Origin of the sequence: Algoriphagus marincola DSM 16067 (genome assembly GCF_000429405.1) — a bacterium.
Taxonomy (GTDB): Bacteria; Bacteroidota; Bacteroidia; order Cytophagales; family Cyclobacteriaceae; genus Algoriphagus; species Algoriphagus marincola.
Genome location: NZ_AUBU01000010.1, coordinates 1 through 22,557, shown reverse-complemented (window position 1 = coordinate 22,557; position 22,557 = coordinate 1). Strand labels below are relative to the sequence as shown.

Below are 22,557 nucleotides of genomic sequence, written 5' to 3'. Positions count from 1 at the left end.
GAGAAGGGTTAGCCTCTAGTTATCCCTTAGTAAATTGCTTTAGTCATGAGAAAATTATTTTTCTTTTCCATTCTAGTATTTTTCTTCCTCACACTTTTTTTGATGTGGTTTTATTCCTTTCGGGATTTCAGTTTGGGGTATTTTGTCTTGGGTATTTTAGGCGTTTTGACGGCCCTTGGTATCTATGATTCTCTTCAATCCAAGCACGCAATACTCAAGAATTTTCCTGTAGTCGGGCATTTTCGGTATATCTTGGAATCCATTAGCCCGGAGATTCAGCAATATTTCATTGAAAGCAACACTGACGGGAAGCCATTCAATAGAAATCTCCGCTCTCTTGCCTATCGCAGATCAAAAAGTGTCAATGACACCCATCCATTCGGCACCCAGCGAGACTTGGATGGAGAAGATTATCTGGCATTGAGACATTCCATTTATGCAGTTCACCCAAAGGAAGAAGATCTTCGGGTTACCATCGGTTCCGAGTTTTGCAAAAAGCCCTATTCAGCTTCTATTTTCAATATTTCTGCCATGAGCTTTGGTTCGCTTTCTTCCAATGCGATTAAAGCTTTGAATCTAGGCGCTAAAAAGGGCAAGTTCTTTCACAATACAGGGGAGGGAGGAATTTCTCCCTACCATCTACAAGGAGGAGATATCTGTTGGCAAATAGGTACAGGTTATTTTGGTTGCCGAGATGAAGAGGGAAATTTCAATCTTGAGATGTTTCAGGAAAAAGCAAAACTTCCTGAGGTCAAGCTTATAGAAATCAAAATTTCCCAAGGTGCCAAACCAGGGCATGGCGGGGTCTTGCCTGGTATCAAAAACACTCCGGAAATAGCTTCAATCCGAGGCCTAAAAGCAGGAACCACTGTTTTATCACCTCCCTCTCATTCTGCTTTTTCGGATCCAGCAAGCCTGATTAAGTTTGTCGAGAAATTAAGAGATTTATCAGAAGGGAAACCAATCGGCATTAAACTCTGCATCGGTAGAACAGAGGAATTCATCGAAATTTGTAAGGAAATGGTGGCTCAAAACTGCTGGCCGGATTTTATTACCATTGACGGTGCTGAAGGCGGGACAGGTGCTGCACCTCTTGAGTTTTCGGATAGTGTGGGTTTGCCCTTGGAGCCGGCCTTGATATTTGTACGAGCAACGCTCGAAAAGTACAATCTCCGCGAAAAGGTCAAAATCATTGCTTCAGGCAAGATTTTGAGTGCTTTTTCCATTATCAAGAATATCGCTTTGGGAGCGGATGCTTGTAATTCTGCCCGTGGATTTATGTTCAGCTTGGGATGTATCCAAGCCTTGCGCTGCAATACGAATGAATGTCCAACGGGAGTAGCTACCCAACGCAGGGGATTAGTAAAAGGCCTGGTCGTCAAAGATAAATCCGAGCGGGTCTACAATTTTCATAAAAACTCTGTCAAGGCAGTCAGCGAACTCTTAGGCGCTGCAGGTCACTATCATACCGAGGAGCTTAGCGTGCATGATTTGGTCAAAGGTGATGAAATGATCAAACTTGCCAACCGATACTTTCCGGATACGGTTAATACCCGAGTTTAATCAAATCGCTTTAAAGCCATTTCTGCCACTGTTCCACCGATCGAGAGCGAACTTGTAGCTGCTGGGGAAGGAGCGTTCAATACATTAATGGCATGGGCAGACTCACGAATGGCAAAATCATCGAGCAGTCCTCCAGTTCTGTCGCAAGCCTGAGCTCTCACTCCGGCACCACCGCCTACCAAGTCAGATTCTTGGATTTCAGGAATCAATTCCTGCAGGGCTTTTGTGAATGCTGATTTTGAAAAAGACCGATAAAGTTCTCCAAAACCGGTTTTCCAGTATTTAGCAGCTACTTTTTGAAAGCCTGGCCAAGCCAAGGTTTCCGAGAGCTCTGGTATTGAAATCTGGGACTTTTTATAGCCCTCCCGTTTAAAGGCCAGCACTGCATTGGGTCCTGCTTCAACACCACCTTTTTTCATTCGGGTAAAATGCACTCCTAAGAATGGGAAATTAGGATCAGGAACTGGGTAAATTAGATTTTTGACGAGGTATTCTTTATCCTGCTTTAGCTTGTAGTATTCTCCGCGGAAAGGGATGATTTTCACATCCTTGATCTGCTCATCAGTCAGTTTGGCAACCTTATCTGAGTAAAGGCCAGCACAGTTGATGACTAATTTAGCTTCAAATTTTCCTTTTGAAGTTTCAATGTGATTGATAGTTTCCTTCGAATTGATTTCCAATACTTTATGGCCAAGAAATATTTCTCCACCCTTTTGAAGAATTTTTCTTCCGTAAGCCAAAGCAACTTGATAATAATCCACGATTCCTGTTTGAGGCACGTGCAATGCCGCTACTCCCGCGCAGTGAGGCTCATATTCTTTCAGCTCTTCTAGAGTGATCTTCCGAGTACCTGTAAGGCCATTCGCGAGTCCTCTTTCCAGCAGCGTATCCAATAAAGGCTTCTGTTCTTCTCGGGTTGCTACGACTACTTTTCCGGTGATTTCGAAGGGGATTTTTTCTTCTTTGCAAAAATCTATCAATTCATGGTAGCCTCTGATACAATTGGTGGCTTTCAACGATCCCGGCTTATAGTAAAGTCCAGAATGGATCACCCCAGAATTATTGCCAGTCTGATGCTTGGCCAGCTGGTCTTCCTTTTCAAACAAAGCAATTTTCAACTCCGGCCGCTCGTTTAGGATTTTCAATCCTGTGGCAAGTCCTACAATTCCTCCTCCTATGATAGCAATGTCGTAAAGCATTTATTCTTGTTTTGAAGCTCAAATATAGCTTAGGAACTTTTAACTTTTCCAGTACAATCCTAGGAATGATTTGGTCGTTTTTCGAAAAATTCACGTTTCTACTCCGAGAAACCGCTCAAAATGAATTTAATTTGCCATCCTTAAGTTTCAGGGAAAACCTATTTGATGAACCGAGTTTCACTTTTCTTTTTACTGTTTTTGATTTCCCAGTTTTCCTACGGACAGTTCCGGATCAAGGGAAAAGTTACTGATGCAGAAACAGGAGACCCCATTCCCTTCGCAGCGGTATTAATTAAAGGTACTGGAACCGGGATGAATACCGATTTCGAGGGCTTCTATGATTTGGAAATTAAAACAGTCGCTGACAGCATTCAGGTCAGCTATTTGGGGTATATCACTCAAGTAAAGTCGATGAGCAATTCTCCGGAACAGACCATCAATTTCCAACTTCGGCCATCTGATTTTGAGTTAGAGGCTTTTGTATTTGAGGCTGGAGAAAATCCCGCTTTTGAAATCATCCGACAAGCGGTGGTAAGAAGAAAGGACTTCGATAAAAGAAGCCTTGAAGCTTACGAGACCAAGAATTACACCAAGATCGAGATTGATATTGATCACCTTTCCGAGGAATTCAGACAGCGAAGATCCGTTCAAAAGGTGACTTCCGTTTTGGACAGCATTCGCCAACTAACCAATGATGAGGGAGAAAAGATTCTGCCGGTCTTCTTTTCGGAGACAGTGAGTAGATTTTACTTTCGTAACAATCCACTACTGAGAAAGGAAATCGTTGAAAAATCCAAAGTCACTGGGGTAGGTATTACTGACGGTTCTACAACTTCTCAGATTACCGGTTCGGCTTTTCAGGAGTATAATTTTTACAGAAACTGGCTGACTATTCTTGAGAAGGAATTTGTATCGCCTATTGCTGATGGCTGGAAGACCTTTTACGACTATGATTTGATGGATTCGGTTTTGGTGGGTCAGGACACTTGCTATCAGCTTCAGGTCTATCCAAGGCGAGAACAAGACTTAGCTTTTTCCGGTACTATTTGGATCAAAAAGAAAGATTATTCGCTCAAGCAAGTGGATTTGACCGTGCCCAATTCTGCCAATCTCAATTTTATTGAGCGCATTAAAATCCAACAAGAACTGGAGCCGACGGAAAAAGGTCCACTAATTCCAAAACGAACACGGGTTCAGATCAAAATCGGTCAGGTAACACCAAATACCGCAGGTCTTTTGGCTAAGTTTTATACCGCAACTGACAGCGTCAAACTAACTGAACCTAAGGCAACCAAATTTTTCAATAATGCCGTAGAGCTTAAACCTGATTTTGGCGATGCGAGTGAAGAATTTTGGATTGCAAATCGCATGGATCCGCTTTCTTCTGAGGAGTTAGCCGTTTTGCAAATGGTAGATACGCTGAAGAAGATTCCTGTTATTCGTTTTTATTCGGAGGGGTTGAAGTTTTTTGCGACGGGCTTTTTGCCAGTTGGAAAAATCGATTTGGGACCTTGGACAGAATTTGGAAACTACAACAATGTCGAAGGACTGAGAGGTGGTTTTGGTCTTCGGACGAATTACAAGTTTTCCAAAAAATGGGCTTTTCAAGGATACCTGGCCTATGGCTTCAAAGATCAGCGATTTAAATACTCGGTTTCTGCGAAAAATATCCTAGATCGTAAGCATTGGACGACGCTCGAATTGAAATCCACTCGGGAAATTGATCAGGTGGGTTTGGAGATGGAATCCTTGGAGGGAAATTCCATATTCCTGGCAGCAAGCCGTTTTGGGACATTGAGAAGACCCTTTATCAGCACCTCCCAGCAATTAAATTTTGATCGGGAGTTTTTCAAGGGCTTTCTTTTTCGCACAGGAATTAAAAGAGCTCAGTTTGATCCGCTTTTTGATTTTTACTTCATAGAAAAGGGCACGGGCGAACTGAAGTCTGATTTCCAAACGACCGAGTGGAGAGCCAGTCTGCGCTATGGGCGGGACGAGATCATTTTGATCAATGACAATGAACGATCCTCTTTGGGTCCATCCAAATGGCCCATTTTGGAATTGAATTATGCCCGGGGATTTGATTGGCTGGGAGGAGAGATCGATTATCAAAAACTGAGCTTTTACCTTTATCAGCGATTGAATATGGGGCTTTTTGGGGTTTCACGCTATGAATTGGATGCTGGGAAAGTCTTTGGTGAGGTGCCATATCCCATCTTGAAAAACCATTTGGGAAATGAAACATTTTTCTACACGACAGCGGCTTTCAATACGATGAATTTCAATGAATTCGCATCTGATCAATTTATCAGCTTACGATATAGGCATTTTTTCGAGGGCTTTCTGCTCAATCGAATCCCTCTTATGCGTAGACTAAAATGGCGAGCTGTAGCCAATGCCAATTTCCTGATGGGTTCAGTTTCTAATCAAAACATCAATAATATCCCTGCATTTGGACCTGATGGGACAGCTTTGGAAAGCTTTGGAAGATTGGATCCCACCCGACCTTACATCGAACTGGGCTATGGGATAGAAAACATCTTCAAATTTTTCAGAGTAGATTTTTTTCACCGCATGACCTATTTGGATATGCCTGAGGCTAGGCCTTTTGTGGTGAAAGTGAGTGCACAGATTATTTTGTGATTTTCTAATTATATCAGGTTTATTTTTCCTTTGCATGCACTTATTGCATATTTGCACCTTCAACCAAACGCCTGTTTGTAAAGGCTTATAAATTTTATGTCTCAACAAATTAAAATTACCCTTCCGGACGGTTCGGAAAGGAAGTATGAAAAAGGAACTAACGGACTACAGATTGCTGCCAGTATCAGCGAGGGTTTAGCCCGGAATGTCCTAGCCGCAAAAGTCAATGGTCAGGTATGGGATGCCACCCGGCCGATCGAAGAAGATTCTCAACTCCAATTGCTGACTTGGAACGATGGAGAGGGTAAAAATACCTTCTGGCACTCCTCTGCTCACTTATTGGCCGAAGCTTTGGAAGCCCTCTATCCAGGAATCAAGTTTGGAATTGGACCTCCGATTGAGACAGGTTTTTATTACGATGTGGATTTCGGAGATCATACGCTTGATGGGTCAGAACTTGAAAAGATCGAGCAAAAAATGATCGAATTGGCCCGTGAGAAGAATGAGTATATCCGAAAAGCCATTTCAAAAAAAGATGCAATCGCTTACTATCAGGAAAAAGGCGATGAATATAAATTAGACCTCTTGGAAGGTCTGGAAGACGGTTCGATTACCTTCTACGAGCAGGGTAACTTCACGGATCTTTGCCGTGGTCCTCATATTCCGAATACCGGCTTTATCAAAGCTGTCAAGCTGACCAATATTGCTGGAGCTTACTGGAGAGGGGACGAGAATCGAAAAATGCTGACTCGTATTTATGGCGTGACTTTCCCGAAGGCAAAAGAACTTCAGGAATATTTGACCATGCTTGAAGAGGCCAAAAAGCGAGATCACCGGAAGATTGGGCGTGAGTTAGAGCTATTCACTTTCTCCGAAAAAGTAGGGCAGGGGCTTCCGCTTTGGTTGCCAAAGGGTACTTTGCTTCGTGAGCGTTTGGTCGCTTTTATGAAAAAAGCTCAGGATAAATCAGGTTACGAGCAAGTGACTACCCCACATATTGGTCATAAGGCGCTATATGAAACCTCCGGTCACTACGAGAAATACGGGAAGGATTCTTTTCAGCCCATTGCGACACCACATGAAGGAGAGGAGTTTTTACTCAAGCCGATGAACTGTCCGCATCACTGCGAGATATACAAGCATAAACCAAGATCCTACAAGGATTTGCCTATTCGCTATGCTGAATTCGGTACGGTGTATAGATACGAGCAAAGTGGAGAGCTACACGGTTTGACCCGCGTTCGAGGATTTACTCAGGACGATGCCCACATCTTCTGTTGCCCTGAGCAGGTCAAGGAAGAGTTTATAAAGGTAATTGACTTGGTATTGTATGTGTTCAAAGCTTTGGGTTTTGAAGATTACACCGCGCAGGTTTCCCTACGTGATCCAGAAAATAAACAGAAATACATCGGTACAGATGAAGCTTGGGAAAAGGCGGAATCAGCAATTATCGAGGCTGCATCTGAAAAAGGTCTGGAGACTGTTACCGAACTAGGAGAGGCCGCTTTCTACGGTCCGAAGCTGGACTTCATGGTGAAAGATGCTTTAGGTAGAAAGTGGCAGTTGGGAACCATTCAGGTGGATTATAACCTTCCGGAGCGTTTTGAGCTTGAATACATCGGTTCGGACAATTCCAAACATAGACCGGTGATGATTCACCGGGCACCATTTGGTTCCTTGGAGCGTTTTGTTGCTGTTTTGATTGAGCATTGTGCTGGTAATTTCCCCCTATGGTTAGCGCCTGAGCAACTGATCATTTTGCCTATTTCTGAGAAATTCAAGGAATATGCCGAGCAAGTCAAAGCTCAGCTTGATGATGCAGGTATCTCCGGAAGTATAGACAATCGTGATGAGAAAATCGGACGTAAGATTCGGGATGCCGAAGTGAAGAAAGTGCCTTTTATGCTTATCGTGGGCGAAAAAGAAGCTGCTGAAGAAAGGCTATCTGTCAGAAAGCATGGTGAAGGAGACCTTGGAAGCCATACGGTAGATGGATTTATCCAGTATTTTCAGGGGATCATCGCAGAATCATTAAGCAAATAATAATTTCGTAAAATATTCTTCTGCTTTTTTGAATTGGAAATAATTCCGATATTTGCAGTCGATTTCAATAAAATAAACTAAGTAATTTGAGAAACAACAGACAACCAAACCGAGGTCGGAGAGAAGAACCATACAAGGTAAATGAAAGAATACGAGCTAGAGAAGTACGTGTCGTAGGAGAATACGTCGACGGTGGAAACGCCCTGATGGCCACTGACAAGGCTTTAAGATTAGCGAGAGAAAATGACCTGGATTTGGTGGAGATATCCCCGAATGTGGATCCTCCTGTTTGTAAAATCTTGGATTACGCCAAGTTTAAGTACGAGCAGAAGAAGAAACAAAAAGAAATTAAAGCCAATGCTGCGAAGGTAGTATTGAAAGAAATCCGATTCGGTCCTAACACCGATGATCATGATTTTAATTTCAAGCTAAAGCATGCAATCAACTTCCTAAAAGAAGGAGCAAAGGTAAAAGCCTATGTGCACTTTGTGGGTAGAAGTATTGTATTTAAGGAGCGTGGTGAAATGCTTCTTTTGAAGTTTGCCCAAGCACTGGAAGATTATGGTGCAGTAGAGCAGCTTCCAAAGCTCGAAGGAAAGCGAATGAATATTTTCATCGCACCTAAGAATAAAAAATAATTTCAACCAACTAAAAATAGCTAAAATGCCAAAAGTAAAAACCAAATCTTCCGCTAAAAAGCGTTTCGCTTTGACCGGAACAGGAAAAATCAAAAGGAAGCACGCTTACAAAAGCCACATCCTGACTAAGAAAGCCACCAAAAGAAAGCGTAATCTGACCAAAACTGGTTTGGTTCACGAGTCTGATGAGGGCCGAGTACGTGACATGTTGAGAATCTGATCAGCCTGTCTATCAATTAATTAAGGTTTATTTATTCACCAGATGCTTCGGTAAAAAAGATCTCGAGAATTCGGGGCACCGAGTGTCAAAAAACAAAAAGTTATGCCAAGATCAGTAAACGCGGTAGCGTCAAGAGCAAGAAGAAAAAAAGTGCTTAAAGCCACGAAAGGTTACTTCGGAAGAGGTAAAAATGTGTGGACAGTAGCCAAAAACAAGTACGAGAAAGGACTTCAGTACGCGTATAGAGATAGAAAAGTGAAGAAACGTGAGTTTCGTGCACTTTGGATCCAGCGTATCAATGCCGGTGCAAGACAGCATGGCATTTCCTACTCACAATTTATGGGTATGTTGAAAAAAGCTGATATCGAGCTAAACCGTAAGGTTTTGGCTGATTTAGCAATGAATCATCCCGAGGCATTTAAAGCAGTTGTTGAAAAAGTAAAGTAAGCGTTAGCACCTTACTTGACGGAAAGCCTTCCCATTTGGGAGGGCTTTTTTTATGCATTCTCGAGAATTGATTGATTTTGAACTCAAGTTGATGTTGTCGCCATCCGTGATAGCGTAGCACATTGAAATCTTTACGCTAATTAATTGGTTCATCTTCCATCTTGGAAAATAAAAAAAGGCTTCCGTTTCCGAAACCCTTTGTAGTCCCGAAGGCTTTCGGGAGGAGTTGAACCTGTCTGCGACAGGCAGGCCCGTGTCCGCCGCGCCTGTACGCCGTGGCGTAGCGGATATGAATCCTTCGCAATCAAAGAAAATTGGGGAGAACATAATTTTTCACCCAATCCCGACCTTTTCCCGACTTTAATTCATTTTCTCTTTTAAGCGCATCTTTTTTAAACTGAAAGAACTCCACGTGAATGACAATCCAAGGTCTATTCCTAAGGGTGTAGCCTTTGGTTGATTTGTGATTATGGAAATGAAACCGTGTAATCAGGTCAGAAGTCATTCCAGTATACGTCTTGCCGGTTGAGGGCGAGTAAAGTATGTATCTACGAATTCATCCATATCCTAAAAATAAAAAAAGGCCTCTGAAAATTCAGAGACCTTTGTAGCGAGGACGGGAGTTGAACCCGTGACCTCAGGGTTATGAATCCTGCGCTCTAACCAACTGAGCTACCTCGCCATAATTACCTTAATTCAATATTTCAATATATAGTGAGTTGACCCTGTGTCCGCCGCGGCGGATATGAATCCTGCTCCCGATAACTATCGGGATACCTCGCCATAATTACCTTAATTCAATATTTCAATATGTAGGGAGATGACCCTGTCTAACGCCAGGCAGGCCTGTTTGTGCCGTGGCGTAACGGAACTGAATCCTGCTCCCGATAACTATCGGGATACCTCGCCAGAATCACTTAACTTTTTTTAGTGTTTATATTTCAAATTAATGCCTATATTAAAGCACTTCAGATTCTAAAACACTGAGGTCGAAAACGTGTTTTCCAACCAAGAAGATCTCCCTGTCAAATGGGAATGCAAATATGAGGTCTTGCAATGTTAAATGCAAGCTGACGTTCTTTAAAAAAGTAAAAAAAATAGACCTAAAAAGCCTGAAATCATGGTTAAAAATAAATTTGTTGCTGATTATCAAATCAATGCCTCCAAAAAAATTCTTTTCCAATACATCAGCACGGCTAGTGGATTAGAGGAGTGGTTTGCCGATGAGGTAAAGATCAATGAGGACAAGGTTTTTATTTTCGATTTTGATAATGATGAGCATCATGCCAAAATCGCATCTATCAGAAATAATTCTCATGTAAAATTTGAGTTTTTTGATCCCAACAATCCAGAAGAAAAAGACCATTCATACATCGAGTTTAAGCTTGAGGAAAATGAATTGACTCAAACTTTATTTCTAAAAGTTATTGATTATTCTGATGGCTATGATGACGAAGAGCTTGAGGCAATTTGGGAAGGGCTCGTTGGGAAACTAAAAGAAATTGTTGGTGGTTAATTTGTCGGAATTCACCAATTTTGACACGTAATTAATTTTGCTTTCCTCTAATTCTATGGAATAAGAGTAAGGACAGGCATGAAAAAACTAGATAAACTGATTATAGGGTCTTTTATAGGCCCATTTTTATTGACTTTTGTCGTGGTTGACTTCATTTTGTTGATCGTCAACATGCTGAAGTATTTCGATGAGATTTTTGGTAAAGGACTCAGCTTTTGGATTTATGCTGAGTTGATCGGGTATTTTGTGGTCAGTATTTCTCCTATGGCTTTGCCGCTGGCAGTTTTGCTGTCAAGCTTGATGACCTTTGGCAATCTTGGTGAGCACTTTGAACTCACCGCTATAAAAAGTAGTGGAATTTCCCTTTTGAGAGCCTTGAGACCTATTGCAGTTTTTACTGTTTTCTTGGTGATTCTGGCATTTTTATCCAATAACTTCCTAGTTCCAAAGGTCAACCTTAAAACCTTCAGTCTTCTGTATGATATCAGAATGAAATCTCCGGCTTTAGACATTCGGGAAGGAATTTTTTACGCAGGTATTCCGGGATATAGTATCAAAGTCAATCAAAAAATAGGGGATAACGACCTACGGGATATTATTATTTACAACCATAATGATGCTTTAGGCAATCTTGATGTGACTATCGCAGATTCGGGCAGGATGGAGAAGTTTTTCAATGAAAACTACATGCGGCTTACACTTTATAATGGTATCAACTATCGGGAAGCAAGGGCCACACGAGGTATCAGTGAAAAGCCAGTTGAATTCCGAAGAAGTACCTTCGATGAAAATGTGATCATTTTCGATATGGATGAGTTTCAGCTTAGTCGTACACCGGAAGACCTGTGGTCTACTAATCGAGCCATCAAAAATATTTCGCAGATCAAAGTAGGCCTGGATTCAATTTATACACTTGTGAATGATCAGCGCTTTCAAAATTATCAAACGGCTTCGGGTATTTATCCATTTTTTACTAGAGAGCGGACTTTGGAGCCTCTTCCTGCTATTGCAGAGCGCAAGGCACAAGATGATACGCTAAGGGCCGAGAAGGCAAGAAGGTTAAGAGCAGAACAGGATTCAATCCTTGAGGCGAAAAACCTATTGAAGAGGGACAGCACCGAAAAAGTGGTTGAATCTCCTGAAAACAGAATCAAAGTAGGAGGAGGGGACTCAATTCTATCTGTTAAATCAGTGAAGTCTGTTTCGAAAAGTGATTCAATTTTTTCTGCGAAAAAAGCAAATCGAATTAAAAATCAAGAAGTCCTTGATGAGGAAGAGTTGGTTGAAAATCCTCAAGAGGATATTGTAGAAGAGAAAAAGGGTAAAGTGGTCCGAACAGAACTACTTACTGAAGAGGAAAAATCCAAAATTGATTCGATCGTTTTTAAAAGAGGTTATCGATCTAATTCTCTGACGATGGCATTAAACAATGCACGCAACCTTAAAAATAACTTTAATGTCAAGCGAAGTCAAATCGAAAACTATGAGCGGGAGTACCGTCGCTTTCAGATTGCCTGGCATCAAAAATATACACAAGCCTTTGCATGTTTCGTCATGTTCCTGATAGGTGCTCCATTAGGTGCGATCATTAAGAAAGGAGGATTGGGAATGCCGGTTTTGGTCTCGATTATTTTCTTTATCGTCTATTACATGCTGACCATTACTGGGGAAAAATGGGCAAAGGAAGGAGTAACCGATCCGATTATCGGGACTTGGTTTAGCTGCGTTATGCTATTGCCTTTTGGACTTTTCTTTTTGAAGCAGGCAAGAAAAGACGCAAGACTATTCGAGCCAGACTTCTACATTCAATGGTGGAAAGGGGTAAAAGCTAAGTGGATCAGCAAGGATTGATTCCAAAAGGATATTTTATTTTCAAATTAATCCCCTTACCTTTGTGACTGTTTTAATTAATTTAGCTAAACATGTATTTAACATCAGAGAAAAAACAAGAGTTGTTTAAGAATCATGGACGGTTAAAATCTGAAACTGATACAGGATCACCTGAATCTCAGATTGCCCTCTTTACTCATCGAATCAAGCATTTGACTGAGCATTTGAAAAGCAACAAAAAGGATCACTCATCTAGATTAGGTCTTTTGAAGTTGGTAGGTAAGCGAAGAAGCTTGCTAGACTACCTTTCAAAGAAAGACATCGAGCGATATAGAAGTATTATCGCCGAGCTAGGAATCAGAAAATAATCCTAAGTAAGGTTCTCCACATCGAGAACCTTACTTTTTTCTTTTTTAGCTGGACGCGCTTACTTTTAAGACAAAGAAAAATTCATCAAAAAAAATTTATGTTACCAAATTTAATTACAAAGACTATCACCCTACAGGATGGTCGTGAGATCTCTATTGAGACAGGTGCCCTTGCCAAGCAGGCAGATGGTTCGGTTGTTGTGCGGATGGGAAAGGCAATGCTTCTTGCTACGGTCGTTTCAAAAAAAGAGGCTGGAGAAGGTGTTGATTTTTTACCGATGTCGGTAGATTACCAAGAGAAATTTGCTGCTTCAGGAAAAATACCTGGAGGATTTTTGAAAAGAGAAGGAAGACTTTCAGATTATGAAATCTTGATCAGCCGACTGGTTGATAGAGCTATCCGACCCATTTTTCCGGATGATTATCATGCTGATACTCAAATAGCAATCACATTGATGTCCTCAGACGAGGATGTATTGCCGGATGCACTAGCTGGTTTAGCAGCTTCCGCGGCTTTGGCAGTTTCAGATATTCCTTTCAATGGACCAATTTCAGAAGTCAGAGTTGCTAAGATTGATGGCCAATTAGTAATCAATCCTAGTCCTTCTGATCTCGAAAAAGCCACTTTAGAGTTTATCGTAGCAGGATCTCTTGACTATATCCTAATGGTAGAGGGAGAAGCTGACGAAATTTCAGAAGATGAAATGGTTGAAGCTCTTCAGTTTGCTCACGAGGAGATTGTTCGTCACTGTCAAGTTCAAGTAGAGCTTACCAAAGCAGTAGGAAAAGAACAAAAACGTGAATACAACCACGAGAAGACCGACCCTGCACTTTTTGACAAAATGAAGGAAGAGCTTTATGACAAGCTCTACAATGTAGTCAGTAAGCAAATAGCAAATAAAAACGAGCGCTCTGAATTAGTCAAAGCTATCAAAGATGAGTTTATCGAAAGCTTGGGTGAAGAGCATGAATTTGAAGCAAGTTTGATCGGTCCATACTTCCATAAGATTCACAAGGAAGCTGCCCGTAATTTGACTTTGAATGAAAAGAAGCGTCTTGACGGTAGAAAACTAGATGAAGTAAGACCAATTTGGTCTGTTGTTGATTATTTGCCTTCTGCGCACGGTTCGGCTGTATTTACACGAGGAGAAACACAATCTGTGACCACTTGTACGCTAGGAACTAAAATGGATGAGCAAATGGTAGACGGAGCTGTGCTTTCTGGATACAATAAGTTTTTCCTTCATTACAATTTCCCTGGATTTTCTACCGGAGAAGTAAAGCCAAATAGAGGACCTGGTCGACGTGAAGTAGGTCATGGTAACTTGGCCATGAGGGCTTTGAAGAAAGTACTTCCTTCTGAGAATGAAAATCCATACACAATTCGAATCGTATCTGATATTCTGGAATCTAATGGTTCATCTTCCATGGCGACAGTTTGTGCAGGATCATTGGCTTTGATGGATGCAGGTATTCAAATCAAAGCTCCCGTTACAGGAATCGCGATGGGGATGATTTCAGATGCTAAGACTGGTAATTATTCCATCTTAAGCGATATTCTTGGAGATGAAGATCATCTTGGCGATATGGACTTCAAGGTTACCGGTACAGAGAAAGGTATCACTGCTTGCCAAATGGATCTGAAAGTAGAAGGCTTGGATTACAGTGTATTGAAAGAAGCTCTTTATCAAGCAAAAGAAGGTCGTCTTCATATTCTGAATGAAATCACCAAGACTCTTGCTGCACCAAAAGCTGATCTTAAGCCACATACTCCACGTTCTTACGTGATGTTTATTCCTAAGGAATTGATCGGTGCTGTCATCGGTCCTGGTGGAAAAGTCATTCAGGAAATCCAAAAGGATACAGCTACCACGATTGTGATTGAAGAGATTGATAATCAGGGTAAAATAAATATTTTCTCTGCGAACCAAGATAACTTGAATCAGGCCTTGGCGAGAATAAAATCCATTGTAGCTCAGCCCGAAATTGGCGAAACTTACACTGGCAAGGTGAAGAATATTCAGCCTTTTGGAGCATTCGTGGAATTTATGCCAGGTAAAGATGGTTTACTACATATATCCGAAATCAAGTGGGAGCGTGTAGAAAGCATGGACGGTGTACTTGAGCCAGGAGAGGAAATCATGGTTAAGTTGATTGATATTGACAAGAAGACAGGTAAATTTAAGTTGTCCCGAAAGGCTCTTTTACCAAAACCTGAAAAGCCAAAATCAGATCAGCCTTCATAAACCTGATTTAAAATATTATCATTAACTTCATAAGAATCAACCAATACAATACTGAATGAGGCAGCTGAAGATTAGTAAGCAGATTACCAATCGGGAGAGTCAGTCTCTCGATAAGTACCTTCAAGAGATCGGAAAAGTGGATCTTTTGACTGCAGACGAGGAAGTAGTTCTTGCTAAGCGAATTCGAGAAGGAGATCAATTAGCTTTAGAGAAATTGACCAAGGCAAACCTACGTTTCGTAGTGTCTGTAGCCAAGCAATATCAAAATCAGGGTCTTTCTTTAGGTGACTTGATCAATGAGGGTAATCTTGGTTTGATCAAAGCAGCACAGCGATTTGACGAAACCCGTGGTTTTAAATTCATCTCTTATGCTGTTTGGTGGATTAGACAGTCCATTCTTCAGGCCCTTGCCGAGCAATCACGTATTGTTCGTCTTCCTCTAAACCGGGTGGGATCTTTGAATAAAATTTCAAAGACTTTCAGTGAGTTGGAGCAGAAATTCGAACGTGAGCCTTCGCCAGAAGAACTTGCGGAGGTTTTGGAAGTCACAGCTTCCGAGGTAGTCGATACGATGAAAATCTCCGGGCGTCATGTATCCATGGATGCTCCTTTCGTTCAAGGTGAAGAAAATAGCCTTTTGGATGTATTGGAGAATGATGGTGATGAGAAGCCAGATGACGGCTTGATGACTGATTCCCTTCGAAAAGAAGTACAGCGAGCACTTTCTACGCTTACACAGCGTGAAGCAGACGTGATCACCTTGTATTTCGGTTTGAATGGTCAGCATGCCATGACTCTTGAAGAGATAGGAGAGAAGTTTAATCTTACTCGTGAGCGGGTAAGACAGATAAAGGAGAAAGCGATCCGAAGACTCAGACATACCTCGAGAAGTAAGACGCTCAAACCATACTTAGGCTAACATAAAAAGGGGTTTCGGCCCCTTTCTTTTTTGCCTTTTTCCAATTTTCTTAAATGATTTGGGTCACATTTGGGAACTTTAACATGTTCTATATTTGTGACACAAACAGATTTACAAAAATTTGCCTTATTTAATTTCAAATTAGATGAATCAAGAAATAGAAAAAGTTAAAGTATTGATCGTAGGATCAGGGCCTGCTGGATACACAGCAGCTATTTATGCTGCGCGAGCAGGTTTGAACCCTGTTCTTTATACAGGTGGTCAGCCTGGCGGACAATTGACCATTACTACAGATGTAGAAAATTACCCCGGCTATCCAGATGGAATCATGGGGCCTGAAATGATGGAAGATTTTCGAAAGCAAGCTGAGCGCTTTGGAACCAAAGTTCGCTATGGACTTGTAACGGCTGTGGATTTCTCCCAAAAACCACATGTGGTTACTGTAGATGATCAAATTCAGCTACAAGCAGACACAGTGATCATTTCTACAGGTGCCTCTGCTAAATGGCTCGGTCTTGACAGTGAGACTCGATTGAATGGTAAGGGTGTCTCAGCCTGTGCCGTTTGTGATGGGTTTTTCTTCCGAGGTCAGGATGTGGCAATTGTTGGGGCAGGGGATACAGCCTGCGAAGAAGCTTCCTATTTGGCCAATATCACCAATAAGGTTTACATGCTGGTGAGAAGAGACGAAATGCGTGCTTCTCAAATCATGCAAAAGCGTGTCTTGAATAATCCAAAAATTGAGGTTCTCTGGAATACCGAAACGGATGAGATCTTAGGAGAGGATGAGGTGACTGGCGTGTGTGTTTTAAATAATATAACAGGAGAAAAACGGGAATTGAAAATTTCTGGCTTCTTTGTTGCTATTGGTCATCAGCCAAACACAGAAGTATTCAAAGATTTCATCCATATGGATGAAGCAGGCTATATTAAAACCATTCCAGGGACGACAAAAACAAACGTGGAAGGGGTATTTGCCTGTGGAGATGCCCAAGACAATGTGTACCGACAAGCTGTCACAGCAGCTGGTACAGGATGTATGGCTGCTTTGGATGCTGAACGCTATCTGGCAGAGTCAGAAACCCATTAATTAAATGCATGAAGTATCTTCGGTTGATACTGATTCTAGGAACAATACTGAGCATTGGAATAGAACATTCCAATGCTCAAATTTTTCCTAAGATCATAAAAAAAGATAAATCAGAAACCCAATTTGAAGCAAAGGAGCGTCCAAATATCGAATTGAGAGGATTTGACCAAGAGTCATATTTACGAACCCTCTCATCGATCACAGATTCTATCCTTTTTCAAAAGAATGTCAATTTGGGAAAGGTTAGATCTATTGTTTCCGAAGATCAGGATTATATGATTTGGGCTCCCACTAACCGATTGGCAAAGGTATCAGAGCAAATTTTGATTGATAGTATTTGGGTAACCGCTTATGAATACTTTTCAACTTGGGATTCCAAAAAGGTAGACATCTACAACTTCGATGTTGACCAATTTCAGGACACCGTAAAAGTAAGGTTGTACGACACATTTTTTGGATACGATTGGAAGCTACCCCTTGATGAAACACCTGTTACTTCCCGGTTTGGATATAGATGGCGTAGATGGCATTATGGGACTGATTTAGATTTGATTACAGGTGATCCGGTTTATGCAGCCTTTGATGGAATAGTGCGGGTAAAATCTTACGATCGATATGGGTACGGCTACCATCTTGTAATAAGACATAAAAATGGCCTAGAGACTCTTTATGGGCATCTTTCTAAGTTCCTTGTTGATATAGGGCAAGAAGTCAAAGCAGGGGATATTATTGCTAAAGGTGGAAATACTGGAAGAAGTACAGGTTCACACCTTCACTATGAGCTTCGCTATAGAGGCTTAGCTTTTGATCCGGAAATCGTCTATGACTTCAGCGCACCAAAAATTTTAAGTCAGGAACTTTTTATATCCCCAGCCACTTTTTCTCACATCGCGAAAGCCCGACAGCGTGTCTATCACCGTGTCAGGAGTGGTGAAAATCTAGGAGTCATAGCCAGGCGATACGGCGTTTCAGTAAGCAGTATTGCTAGAATGAATGGAATATCGACACGGAGTATTTTGCGAATTGGTCAAAACTTGAGAATAAGATAAAATGTTGAAGCTAGATATATTGGTGATCGCTGCGCATCCTGATGATGCAGAATTGGGTTGTTCTGGAACAATTGCAGCCCATGTAGCTAAAGGTCATAAAGTTGGTATCGTTGATCTCACCAAGGGTGAAATGGGTACTAGAGGCACTCCTGAGCTTCGGTTGGAAGAGGCCGATAAAGCTTCAAAAATTTTAGGATTAGCTGCCCGAGAAAATATGGGCTTCAAGGATGTCTACTTTCAGGATGATACTGCCCACCAGCTTGAGTTGATTAAGGTGATTCGGAAATATCAGCCAGACATCGTATTGGCAAATGCTTTTACAGACAGACACCCTGATCATGGTAAAGGCTCCTCTTTAGCCACAAATGCTTGTTTCATGAGTGGCTTGCGCAAAATTGAAACAGAAGTGGATGGACAAAAGCAAAAAGCTTGGAGGCCGAAATTTGTTTACCACTTTATTCAAAATAATTATATCGAGCCGGATTTTGTCGTAGACATCACCGAATACTGGGACACCAAAGTAGCCAGTATTTTGGCCTATCAATCTCAATTTTATGATCCAAAAAGTAAAGAGCCCGAAAGCTTTATTTCTGATCCTGAATTTTTACCATTTATAGAGGCACGCAATAGGGAAATGGGTCATAAAATTATGGCTAAGTACGGAGAGGGATTCACCGTAGAGCGAATGATTGGGATAAATGACCTTTTTGATTTGAAATAATCAAGGAGCAAGTCTGTTGATAGTCCAAGCGCCTGCTTCATTTTTTTCGTACAAAATACGATCATGAAGACGACTGGGTCTTCCTTGCCAAAATTCAATCTTGTGAGGCAGTACACGGTATCCGCCCCAGTGTGGGGGTCGAACTAATTTCTCATCCTCAAATCGTAGGTTCATCTCTTTGAGTCGCTCTTCTAGCACTTCTCGAGAATTGATTTTATGGCTTTGTGGAGAGGCCCAAGCGCCAATTTGAGAACCTCTAGGACGACTTAGGAAATACTCATCGGATTGACTTTCACTGATTTTTTCTACAGTTCCCATGACTCTGACTTGTCTTTCTAGCTCAGGCCAAAAGAAGGTCAAAGAAGCTTTTGGGTGATTTTCTAATTCTTGACCTTTCTCGCTTTTGTAATTACTGAAAAACACGAAACCATAGTCCAACTCTTTTAAAAGAACTACCCGTCCATTTGGATACCCATCTGCATGCAGGGTAGAGAGAGTCATCGCATTGACTTCCAGTACTTCAGCACTTATCGCCTCTCGTAGCCATTGGTGAAATTGCTCAAATGGGCTATCATTTACATCGCTGATATCCAGCGATTTGAGTGTGTAGTCTTTACGAATTGATGAAATATCCATACTTGATTAATCTCCTATTAAATTTATCAATAAAAGTACGATCGCTATTGCATTTATAAAATTTCGACCTATATTTTTCCTTTCATTAATCTGAAAAAATCAATGGAATGAAAAACCAAATTACTCAAAATCCGCAAGCCGGAGATCTTTTGATTTCTGAGCCCTTTTTGCAGGATGAGAATTTTTCTAGATCTGTAGTACTTCTTTGTGAGCATAATGAAGAAGGAAGTTTTGGGTTGGTGCTGAACAAACCTTCCATACTAAGGCTTAATGAAATCGTAGATGGAATGGATTTTTTGGACGCTGAGGTGTATGTAGGTGGGCCTGTGGAGCAGAACACCCTACACTTTGTATATGTAGGAGAGAAGAAAATAGAAGGAAGCATTAAAATCGGGGAACAGCTTTGGTGGGGAGGTGATTTTCAGGAGTTAGTCGAGGCATTACGCCTTGGTCTTATTCAAGTCGAAACCATTCGGTTCTTTTTAGGTTATTCCGGTTGGGCTCCGGATCAATTGCAGGAAGAGTTGAGTGAAAATGTCTGGATTATCTGTCAATCCGAAATTAATCCTGACACGCTTGCCAATACTCCTGAGGAGCTTTGGAGAAGTCTTTTGAAAAATATGGGAGGCGAATTCAAGGTTATTGCAAATTATCCACCGGACCCAAGATTAAATTAGCCAAAATCCATACATTTGCCCATATAGTATTGAAATAGTAACGATTTTATGACTGATCATAGCAAGGATTCGTCCGAAAAGGACAAGGTGACTCAAGCTGGAGAAACTTCACCAGCAAAGGGTAAAAATGAAGAAATTGAAAATGTTGCTGAAGCTTCTGAAGAGATCAAGCCAGCGGAACATGTGACTCCTGAAAAAGTAGAGGACGAAGTTTCCGATACGGTGGAAGAGGTTGCTGAGAAAACATCTACTGAAGAGGTTTCCTCAGGCGAGACTCAGACTGCAGAGGCAAACGCTGAATCTAAAGAAGAGAATCAGGAAGAAAAGTCAGAAACTGAGGTTGATTCTAAAGACGAGGCTGAAAGTGCTTCTTCAGATGATGAATCTGAGGAAGATTCTGAAGAGGAGGAGCATGAAGAAGAGATCGATTTAGAAGGACTGAGCAAAGTAGCTTTGATCAAGTTACTCAAGGAGAAAACGAGCGATGCGCCGAATCCTTCCAAAATTGAAAAACTGGTCACCAATATCAAATCCGCTTTTGATGAATATACATCTAAGGAGCGCGAGGAAGCGTTTGAAAAATTCAAAAGCGATGGTGGTGCGGAAGATGACTTTGACTTTAGACCTTCTGATGAGGAGAAAGAATTCAATCGGGTATTTTTTGAATTTAGAGCAAAAGTAAACGCAATCCGAAAAGAAGCAGAACGCCAGAAAGAGAAGAATCTAGAATCTAAAAATCAAATTCTTGATAGGCTTCGTGAGCTAGTGGATGGTGAAGAAACGACTTTAAGCATCAATGCTATAAAAGCCATTCAAGAGGAATGGAAGTCTATTGGCCCAGTTCCTTCCTCGCAAAATAGAAGTCTTTGGGCAAGCTATAATGCGCTGATGGATCGATTCTATGATAATCGAAGCATTTATTTTGAGCTAAAGGAATTAGATCGTAAGAAGAATTTAGAGGCAAAGCTTGAGCTTTGTGACAAGGCAGAAGCCTTGAAAGATCATGCAAACCTTCAAGAGGCTATTAAGGAGTTGAATGAATTGCATGAGGAGTTTAAGCATATCGGACCTGTGCCAAGAGAGGAACAAGAGCCCCTTTGGCAGCGATTCAAGGCGGCTTCTGACGCGGTCTACGACAGACGAAAGGCCTTCTACGAAAGCCAGAAGGAAGTATTCAAAAAGAATCAGGAAGAAAAAGAACAATTAGTAGAAAAGCTAAAGGACTTTTTGGATTTCAAAGCTGATCGAATCAAGGAGTGGAATGCGAAAACCAAAGAAATCCTAGATATCCAAAAGCAATGGGAGAAAATAGGACAGGTGCCTCGCGAAGCTGCTCGTGAAATTAATCGTGCTTTCTGGGGATCGTTTAAGCAGTTCTTTAGCCATAAAAACCAATTCTTTAAAGAACTGGATGAAGTGCGCGCTACAAATGCGGCAAAGGCTGAGGAATTGATTCAAAAAGCAGATGCCATAAAAGAATCTACCGATTGGCAGGCTACGGCAAATGAAATGATCAAGCTTCAACAGGACTGGAAGAAGCTCGGACCGATGCCTGAGAAGAACAGAGACGGCCTGTACAAGCGTTTTAAAAGTGCTTGTGACTTCTTCTTCGATCAGCGACGAAATGCTAATAAACAAGCTAATTCCGAGTACGAGGAAAACCTCAAAAAGAAAAAGGAAATATGTGCTAAAATTTTGGAGGCAGCTAAGTCCAATCCAACTGAGGAGCAAATCACTGAATTTGTAAAAGAGTTCAACGATTTGGGCTTTGTTCCTCGAAAGAACATGAAAGAAATCCAGGCTGAGTTTAAAGCTGCTGTAGATAGCTATCTAGAGCATATGGAGCAGGACTTTGATCGTGATGATTTCTTGTTCCGATTGAACTTGGACAGAATTCAGGGGGATCCGAATGCCAACAAGACCTTCAACAAGAAAGAGCACGGTATCAGAAAGCAAATTTCAGATCTAGAGAATAATATTACACTCTGGAAAAATAACTTAGAATTCTTCGCTGCATCCAAAACGGCTGATAAATTGAAGAATCAATTTGATGCTAAAATCCAAAAAGCAGAAGAAGAGATTGAGAAACTAAAGAAGAAGCTTTCAATACTTAGAGAATTTTAAAATTTTTTCTCCTCAGTATTAGCGAGATAGCAAAAGGTAAAAAAAAATCCTTCTGCTGTACTTGGAGCGAAAAACATGAAAGTATATATTTGCACCACCTTAAAGAAAGCCTCTTTAGCTCAGCTGGTAGAGCAACTGACTTGTAATCAGTAGGTCGCTGGTTCGATCCCGGCAAGGGGCTCATTTAAAAGCATCTGAATTTCAGGTGCTTTTTTATTTTTATGGTATGAGTTTTTTTGTTTACATAATTTATTCTCCAAGTAAAGACCGATTTTATGTTGGGCAGACTGAGGATTATAAGAGGAGATTATCTGAGCATAATTCTGGTTTTTTCAAAAACTCTTCAACAAAAGTGGCAAGGGATTGGATTACTTTTATTCTGCTTCCTTGCAAAAGCAGATCCCAGGCATTGAAAATTGAATCTCATATAAAAAAAGCTAAGTCTAGACGTTTTATTGAAAACCTTAGGAAGTATCCAGAAATCGCTGAGAAACTATTGACGAAATATAAATAAAAAGTAGAAGGTCGCTGCCCCGATAGCTATCGGGGCGATCCCGGCAAGGGGCTCATTTAAAAGCATCTGAATTTCAGGTGCTTTTTTATTTTTATGGTATGAGTTTTTTTGTTT

General features: G+C 41.2%; 20 protein-coding genes and 2 tRNA genes. 18 read left to right on the top strand and 4 right to left on the bottom strand.

Annotated features, from left to right (window positions below; translation table 11 throughout):
* Nucleotides 1–45: 45 nt before the first annotated feature.
* The gene (locus G457_RS0110555) at nt 46–1,563 is read left to right on the top strand and encodes an FMN-binding glutamate synthase family protein (protein ID WP_026946450.1); all 1,518 of its coding nucleotides are present in this window, start codon (nt 46–48) and stop codon (nt 1,561–1,563) included.
* On the opposite strand, the gene lhgO is transcribed toward G457_RS0110555, so the two are convergent.
* Nucleotides 1,560–2,762 (bottom strand): L-2-hydroxyglutarate oxidase, encoded by a 1,203-nt coding sequence (lhgO, locus tag G457_RS0110550; RefSeq protein WP_026946449.1) that lies wholly within the window; start codon nt 2,760–2,762, stop codon nt 1,560–1,562. The genes G457_RS0110555 and lhgO overlap by 4 nt on opposite strands.
* Before the next feature lie 165 nt (nt 2,763–2,927).
* Between lhgO and G457_RS0110545 the strand changes: the two genes are divergently transcribed.
* From G457_RS0110545 to rplT, 5 genes are all read left to right on the top strand, one after another.
* The gene (locus tag G457_RS0110545) at nt 2,928–5,405 is read left to right on the top strand and encodes a DUF5686 and carboxypeptidase-like regulatory domain-containing protein (RefSeq protein WP_026946448.1); all 2,478 of its coding nucleotides are present in this window, start codon (nt 2,928–2,930) and stop codon (nt 5,403–5,405) included.
* 96 nt (nt 5,406–5,501) lie between these two features.
* A complete protein-coding gene (thrS, locus tag G457_RS0110540; RefSeq protein WP_026946447.1) occupies nt 5,502–7,448 on the top strand; it encodes a threonine--tRNA ligase in 1,947 nt (648 codons plus the stop codon).
* Nucleotides 7,449–7,534: 86 nt separating this feature from the next.
* Nucleotides 7,535–8,086 carry a translation initiation factor IF-3 gene (gene infC, locus G457_RS0110535; RefSeq protein ID WP_026946446.1) on the top strand — a complete coding sequence of 184 codons (552 nt, stop codon included), beginning with the start codon at nt 7,535–7,537 and terminating at the stop codon, nt 8,084–8,086.
* A gap of 25 nt (nt 8,087–8,111) precedes the next feature.
* Complete coding sequence (gene rpmI / locus G457_RS0110530; protein ID WP_024282492.1) at nt 8,112–8,306, top strand: 50S ribosomal protein L35; 195 nt, start codon at nt 8,112–8,114, stop codon at nt 8,304–8,306.
* 102 nt (nt 8,307–8,408) lie between these two features.
* Nucleotides 8,409–8,753 (top strand): 50S ribosomal protein L20, encoded by a 345-nt coding sequence (gene rplT, locus G457_RS0110525; protein ID WP_024282491.1) that lies wholly within the window; start codon nt 8,409–8,411, stop codon nt 8,751–8,753.
* Between the two features lie 304 nt (nt 8,754–9,057).
* Here the strand turns inward: rplT and G457_RS0110520 are convergent, their stop codons facing one another.
* Complete coding sequence (locus G457_RS0110520) at nt 9,058–9,258, bottom strand: GIY-YIG nuclease family protein (RefSeq protein ID WP_211230227.1); 201 nt, start codon at nt 9,256–9,258, stop codon at nt 9,058–9,060.
* Nucleotides 9,259–9,361: 103 nt separating this feature from the next.
* Nucleotides 9,362–9,435 (bottom strand) — tRNA-Met (locus G457_RS0110515).
* Between the two features lie 438 nt (nt 9,436–9,873).
* Here G457_RS0110515 and G457_RS0110510 point away from each other — a divergent pair.
* From G457_RS0110510 to bshB1, 8 genes are all read left to right on the top strand, one after another.
* On the top strand, nt 9,874–10,269 hold the full coding sequence (locus G457_RS0110510) for an START-like domain-containing protein (RefSeq protein ID WP_026946444.1): 396 nt from the start codon (nt 9,874–9,876) through the stop codon (nt 10,267–10,269).
* Nucleotides 10,270–10,347: 78 nt separating this feature from the next.
* Nucleotides 10,348–12,120 (top strand): LptF/LptG family permease, encoded by a 1,773-nt coding sequence (locus G457_RS0110505; protein ID WP_026946443.1) that lies wholly within the window; start codon nt 10,348–10,350, stop codon nt 12,118–12,120.
* Nucleotides 12,121–12,191: 71 nt separating this feature from the next.
* A complete protein-coding gene (gene rpsO, locus G457_RS0110500) occupies nt 12,192–12,467 on the top strand; it encodes a 30S ribosomal protein S15 (protein WP_024282487.1) in 276 nt (91 codons plus the stop codon).
* Between the two features lie 98 nt (nt 12,468–12,565).
* Nucleotides 12,566–14,713, top strand: a complete 2,148-nt coding sequence (gene pnp, locus G457_RS0110495) for a polyribonucleotide nucleotidyltransferase (RefSeq protein WP_026946442.1) — start codon at nt 12,566–12,568, stop codon at nt 14,711–14,713.
* Between the two features lie 55 nt (nt 14,714–14,768).
* On the top strand, nt 14,769–15,632 hold the full coding sequence (locus G457_RS0110490; protein WP_024282485.1) for a sigma-70 family RNA polymerase sigma factor: 864 nt from the start codon (nt 14,769–14,771) through the stop codon (nt 15,630–15,632).
* 145 nt (nt 15,633–15,777) lie between these two features.
* On the top strand, nt 15,778–16,722 hold the full coding sequence (gene trxB, locus G457_RS0110485) for a thioredoxin-disulfide reductase (protein WP_026946441.1): 945 nt from the start codon (nt 15,778–15,780) through the stop codon (nt 16,720–16,722).
* Nucleotides 16,723–16,730: 8 nt separating this feature from the next.
* Entirely contained in the window at nt 16,731–17,771 is a 1,041-nt protein-coding gene (locus tag G457_RS0110480) for a peptidoglycan DD-metalloendopeptidase family protein (RefSeq protein WP_026946440.1), read from the top strand.
* Nucleotides 17,772–17,775: 4 nt separating this feature from the next.
* Nucleotides 17,776–18,492 (top strand): bacillithiol biosynthesis deacetylase BshB1, encoded by a 717-nt coding sequence (bshB1, locus tag G457_RS0110475; protein ID WP_026946439.1) that lies wholly within the window; start codon nt 17,776–17,778, stop codon nt 18,490–18,492.
* Here the strand turns inward: bshB1 and pdxH are convergent, their stop codons facing one another.
* Nucleotides 18,493–19,128, bottom strand: a complete 636-nt coding sequence (gene pdxH, locus G457_RS0110470; protein WP_026946438.1) for a pyridoxamine 5'-phosphate oxidase — start codon at nt 19,126–19,128, stop codon at nt 18,493–18,495.
* Between the two features lie 107 nt (nt 19,129–19,235).
* On the opposite strand from pdxH, the gene G457_RS0110465 reads away from it, so the two are divergent.
* From G457_RS0110465 to G457_RS0110445, 4 genes are all read left to right on the top strand, one after another.
* Nucleotides 19,236–19,805: a YqgE/AlgH family protein gene (locus G457_RS0110465; RefSeq protein ID WP_026946437.1), complete on the top strand. Its 570-nt coding sequence runs from the start codon at nt 19,236–19,238 to the stop codon at nt 19,803–19,805.
* Nucleotides 19,806–19,853: 48 nt separating this feature from the next.
* On the top strand, nt 19,854–21,929 hold the full coding sequence (locus G457_RS0110460) for a DUF349 domain-containing protein (protein WP_026946436.1): 2,076 nt from the start codon (nt 19,854–19,856) through the stop codon (nt 21,927–21,929).
* Between the two features lie 108 nt (nt 21,930–22,037).
* Nucleotides 22,038–22,110 (top strand) — tRNA-Thr (locus G457_RS0110450).
* Between the two features lie 45 nt (nt 22,111–22,155).
* Entirely contained in the window at nt 22,156–22,443 is a 288-nt protein-coding gene (locus G457_RS0110445; RefSeq protein ID WP_026946435.1) for a GIY-YIG nuclease family protein, read from the top strand.
* Nucleotides 22,444–22,557: the final 114 nt, after the last annotated feature.

What these genes read in the sequence shown, in the direction of transcription:
- G457_RS0110555 (WP_026946450.1), top strand. Translation starts at nt 46, where the DNA reads ATGAGAAAATTATTTTTCTTTTCCATTCTAGTATTTTTCTTCCTCACA.
- lhgO (WP_026946449.1), bottom strand. Translation starts at nt 2,762, where the DNA reads ATGCTTTACGACATTGCTATCATAGGAGGAGGAATTGTAGGACTTGCC.
- G457_RS0110545 (WP_026946448.1), top strand. Translation starts at nt 2,928, where the DNA reads ATGAACCGAGTTTCACTTTTCTTTTTACTGTTTTTGATTTCCCAGTTT.
- thrS (WP_026946447.1), top strand. Translation starts at nt 5,502, where the DNA reads ATGTCTCAACAAATTAAAATTACCCTTCCGGACGGTTCGGAAAGGAAG.
- rpmI (WP_024282492.1), top strand. Translation starts at nt 8,112, where the DNA reads ATGCCAAAAGTAAAAACCAAATCTTCCGCTAAAAAGCGTTTCGCTTTG.
- rplT (WP_024282491.1), top strand. Translation starts at nt 8,409, where the DNA reads ATGCCAAGATCAGTAAACGCGGTAGCGTCAAGAGCAAGAAGAAAAAAA.
- G457_RS0110520 (WP_211230227.1), bottom strand. Translation starts at nt 9,258, where the DNA reads ATGACTTCTGACCTGATTACACGGTTTCATTTCCATAATCACAAATCA.
- G457_RS0110510 (WP_026946444.1), top strand. Translation starts at nt 9,874, where the DNA reads ATGGTTAAAAATAAATTTGTTGCTGATTATCAAATCAATGCCTCCAAA.
- G457_RS0110505 (WP_026946443.1), top strand. Translation starts at nt 10,348, where the DNA reads ATGAAAAAACTAGATAAACTGATTATAGGGTCTTTTATAGGCCCATTT.
- rpsO (WP_024282487.1), top strand. Translation starts at nt 12,192, where the DNA reads ATGTATTTAACATCAGAGAAAAAACAAGAGTTGTTTAAGAATCATGGA.
- pnp (WP_026946442.1), top strand. Translation starts at nt 12,566, where the DNA reads ATGTTACCAAATTTAATTACAAAGACTATCACCCTACAGGATGGTCGT.
- G457_RS0110490 (WP_024282485.1), top strand. Translation starts at nt 14,769, where the DNA reads ATGAGGCAGCTGAAGATTAGTAAGCAGATTACCAATCGGGAGAGTCAG.
- trxB (WP_026946441.1), top strand. Translation starts at nt 15,778, where the DNA reads ATGAATCAAGAAATAGAAAAAGTTAAAGTATTGATCGTAGGATCAGGG.
- G457_RS0110480 (WP_026946440.1), top strand. Translation starts at nt 16,731, where the DNA reads ATGAAGTATCTTCGGTTGATACTGATTCTAGGAACAATACTGAGCATT.
- pdxH (WP_026946438.1), bottom strand. Translation starts at nt 19,128, where the DNA reads ATGGATATTTCATCAATTCGTAAAGACTACACACTCAAATCGCTGGAT.
- G457_RS0110465 (WP_026946437.1), top strand. Translation starts at nt 19,236, where the DNA reads ATGAAAAACCAAATTACTCAAAATCCGCAAGCCGGAGATCTTTTGATT.
- G457_RS0110460 (WP_026946436.1), top strand. Translation starts at nt 19,854, where the DNA reads ATGACTGATCATAGCAAGGATTCGTCCGAAAAGGACAAGGTGACTCAA.
- G457_RS0110445 (WP_026946435.1), top strand. Translation starts at nt 22,156, where the DNA reads ATGAGTTTTTTTGTTTACATAATTTATTCTCCAAGTAAAGACCGATTT.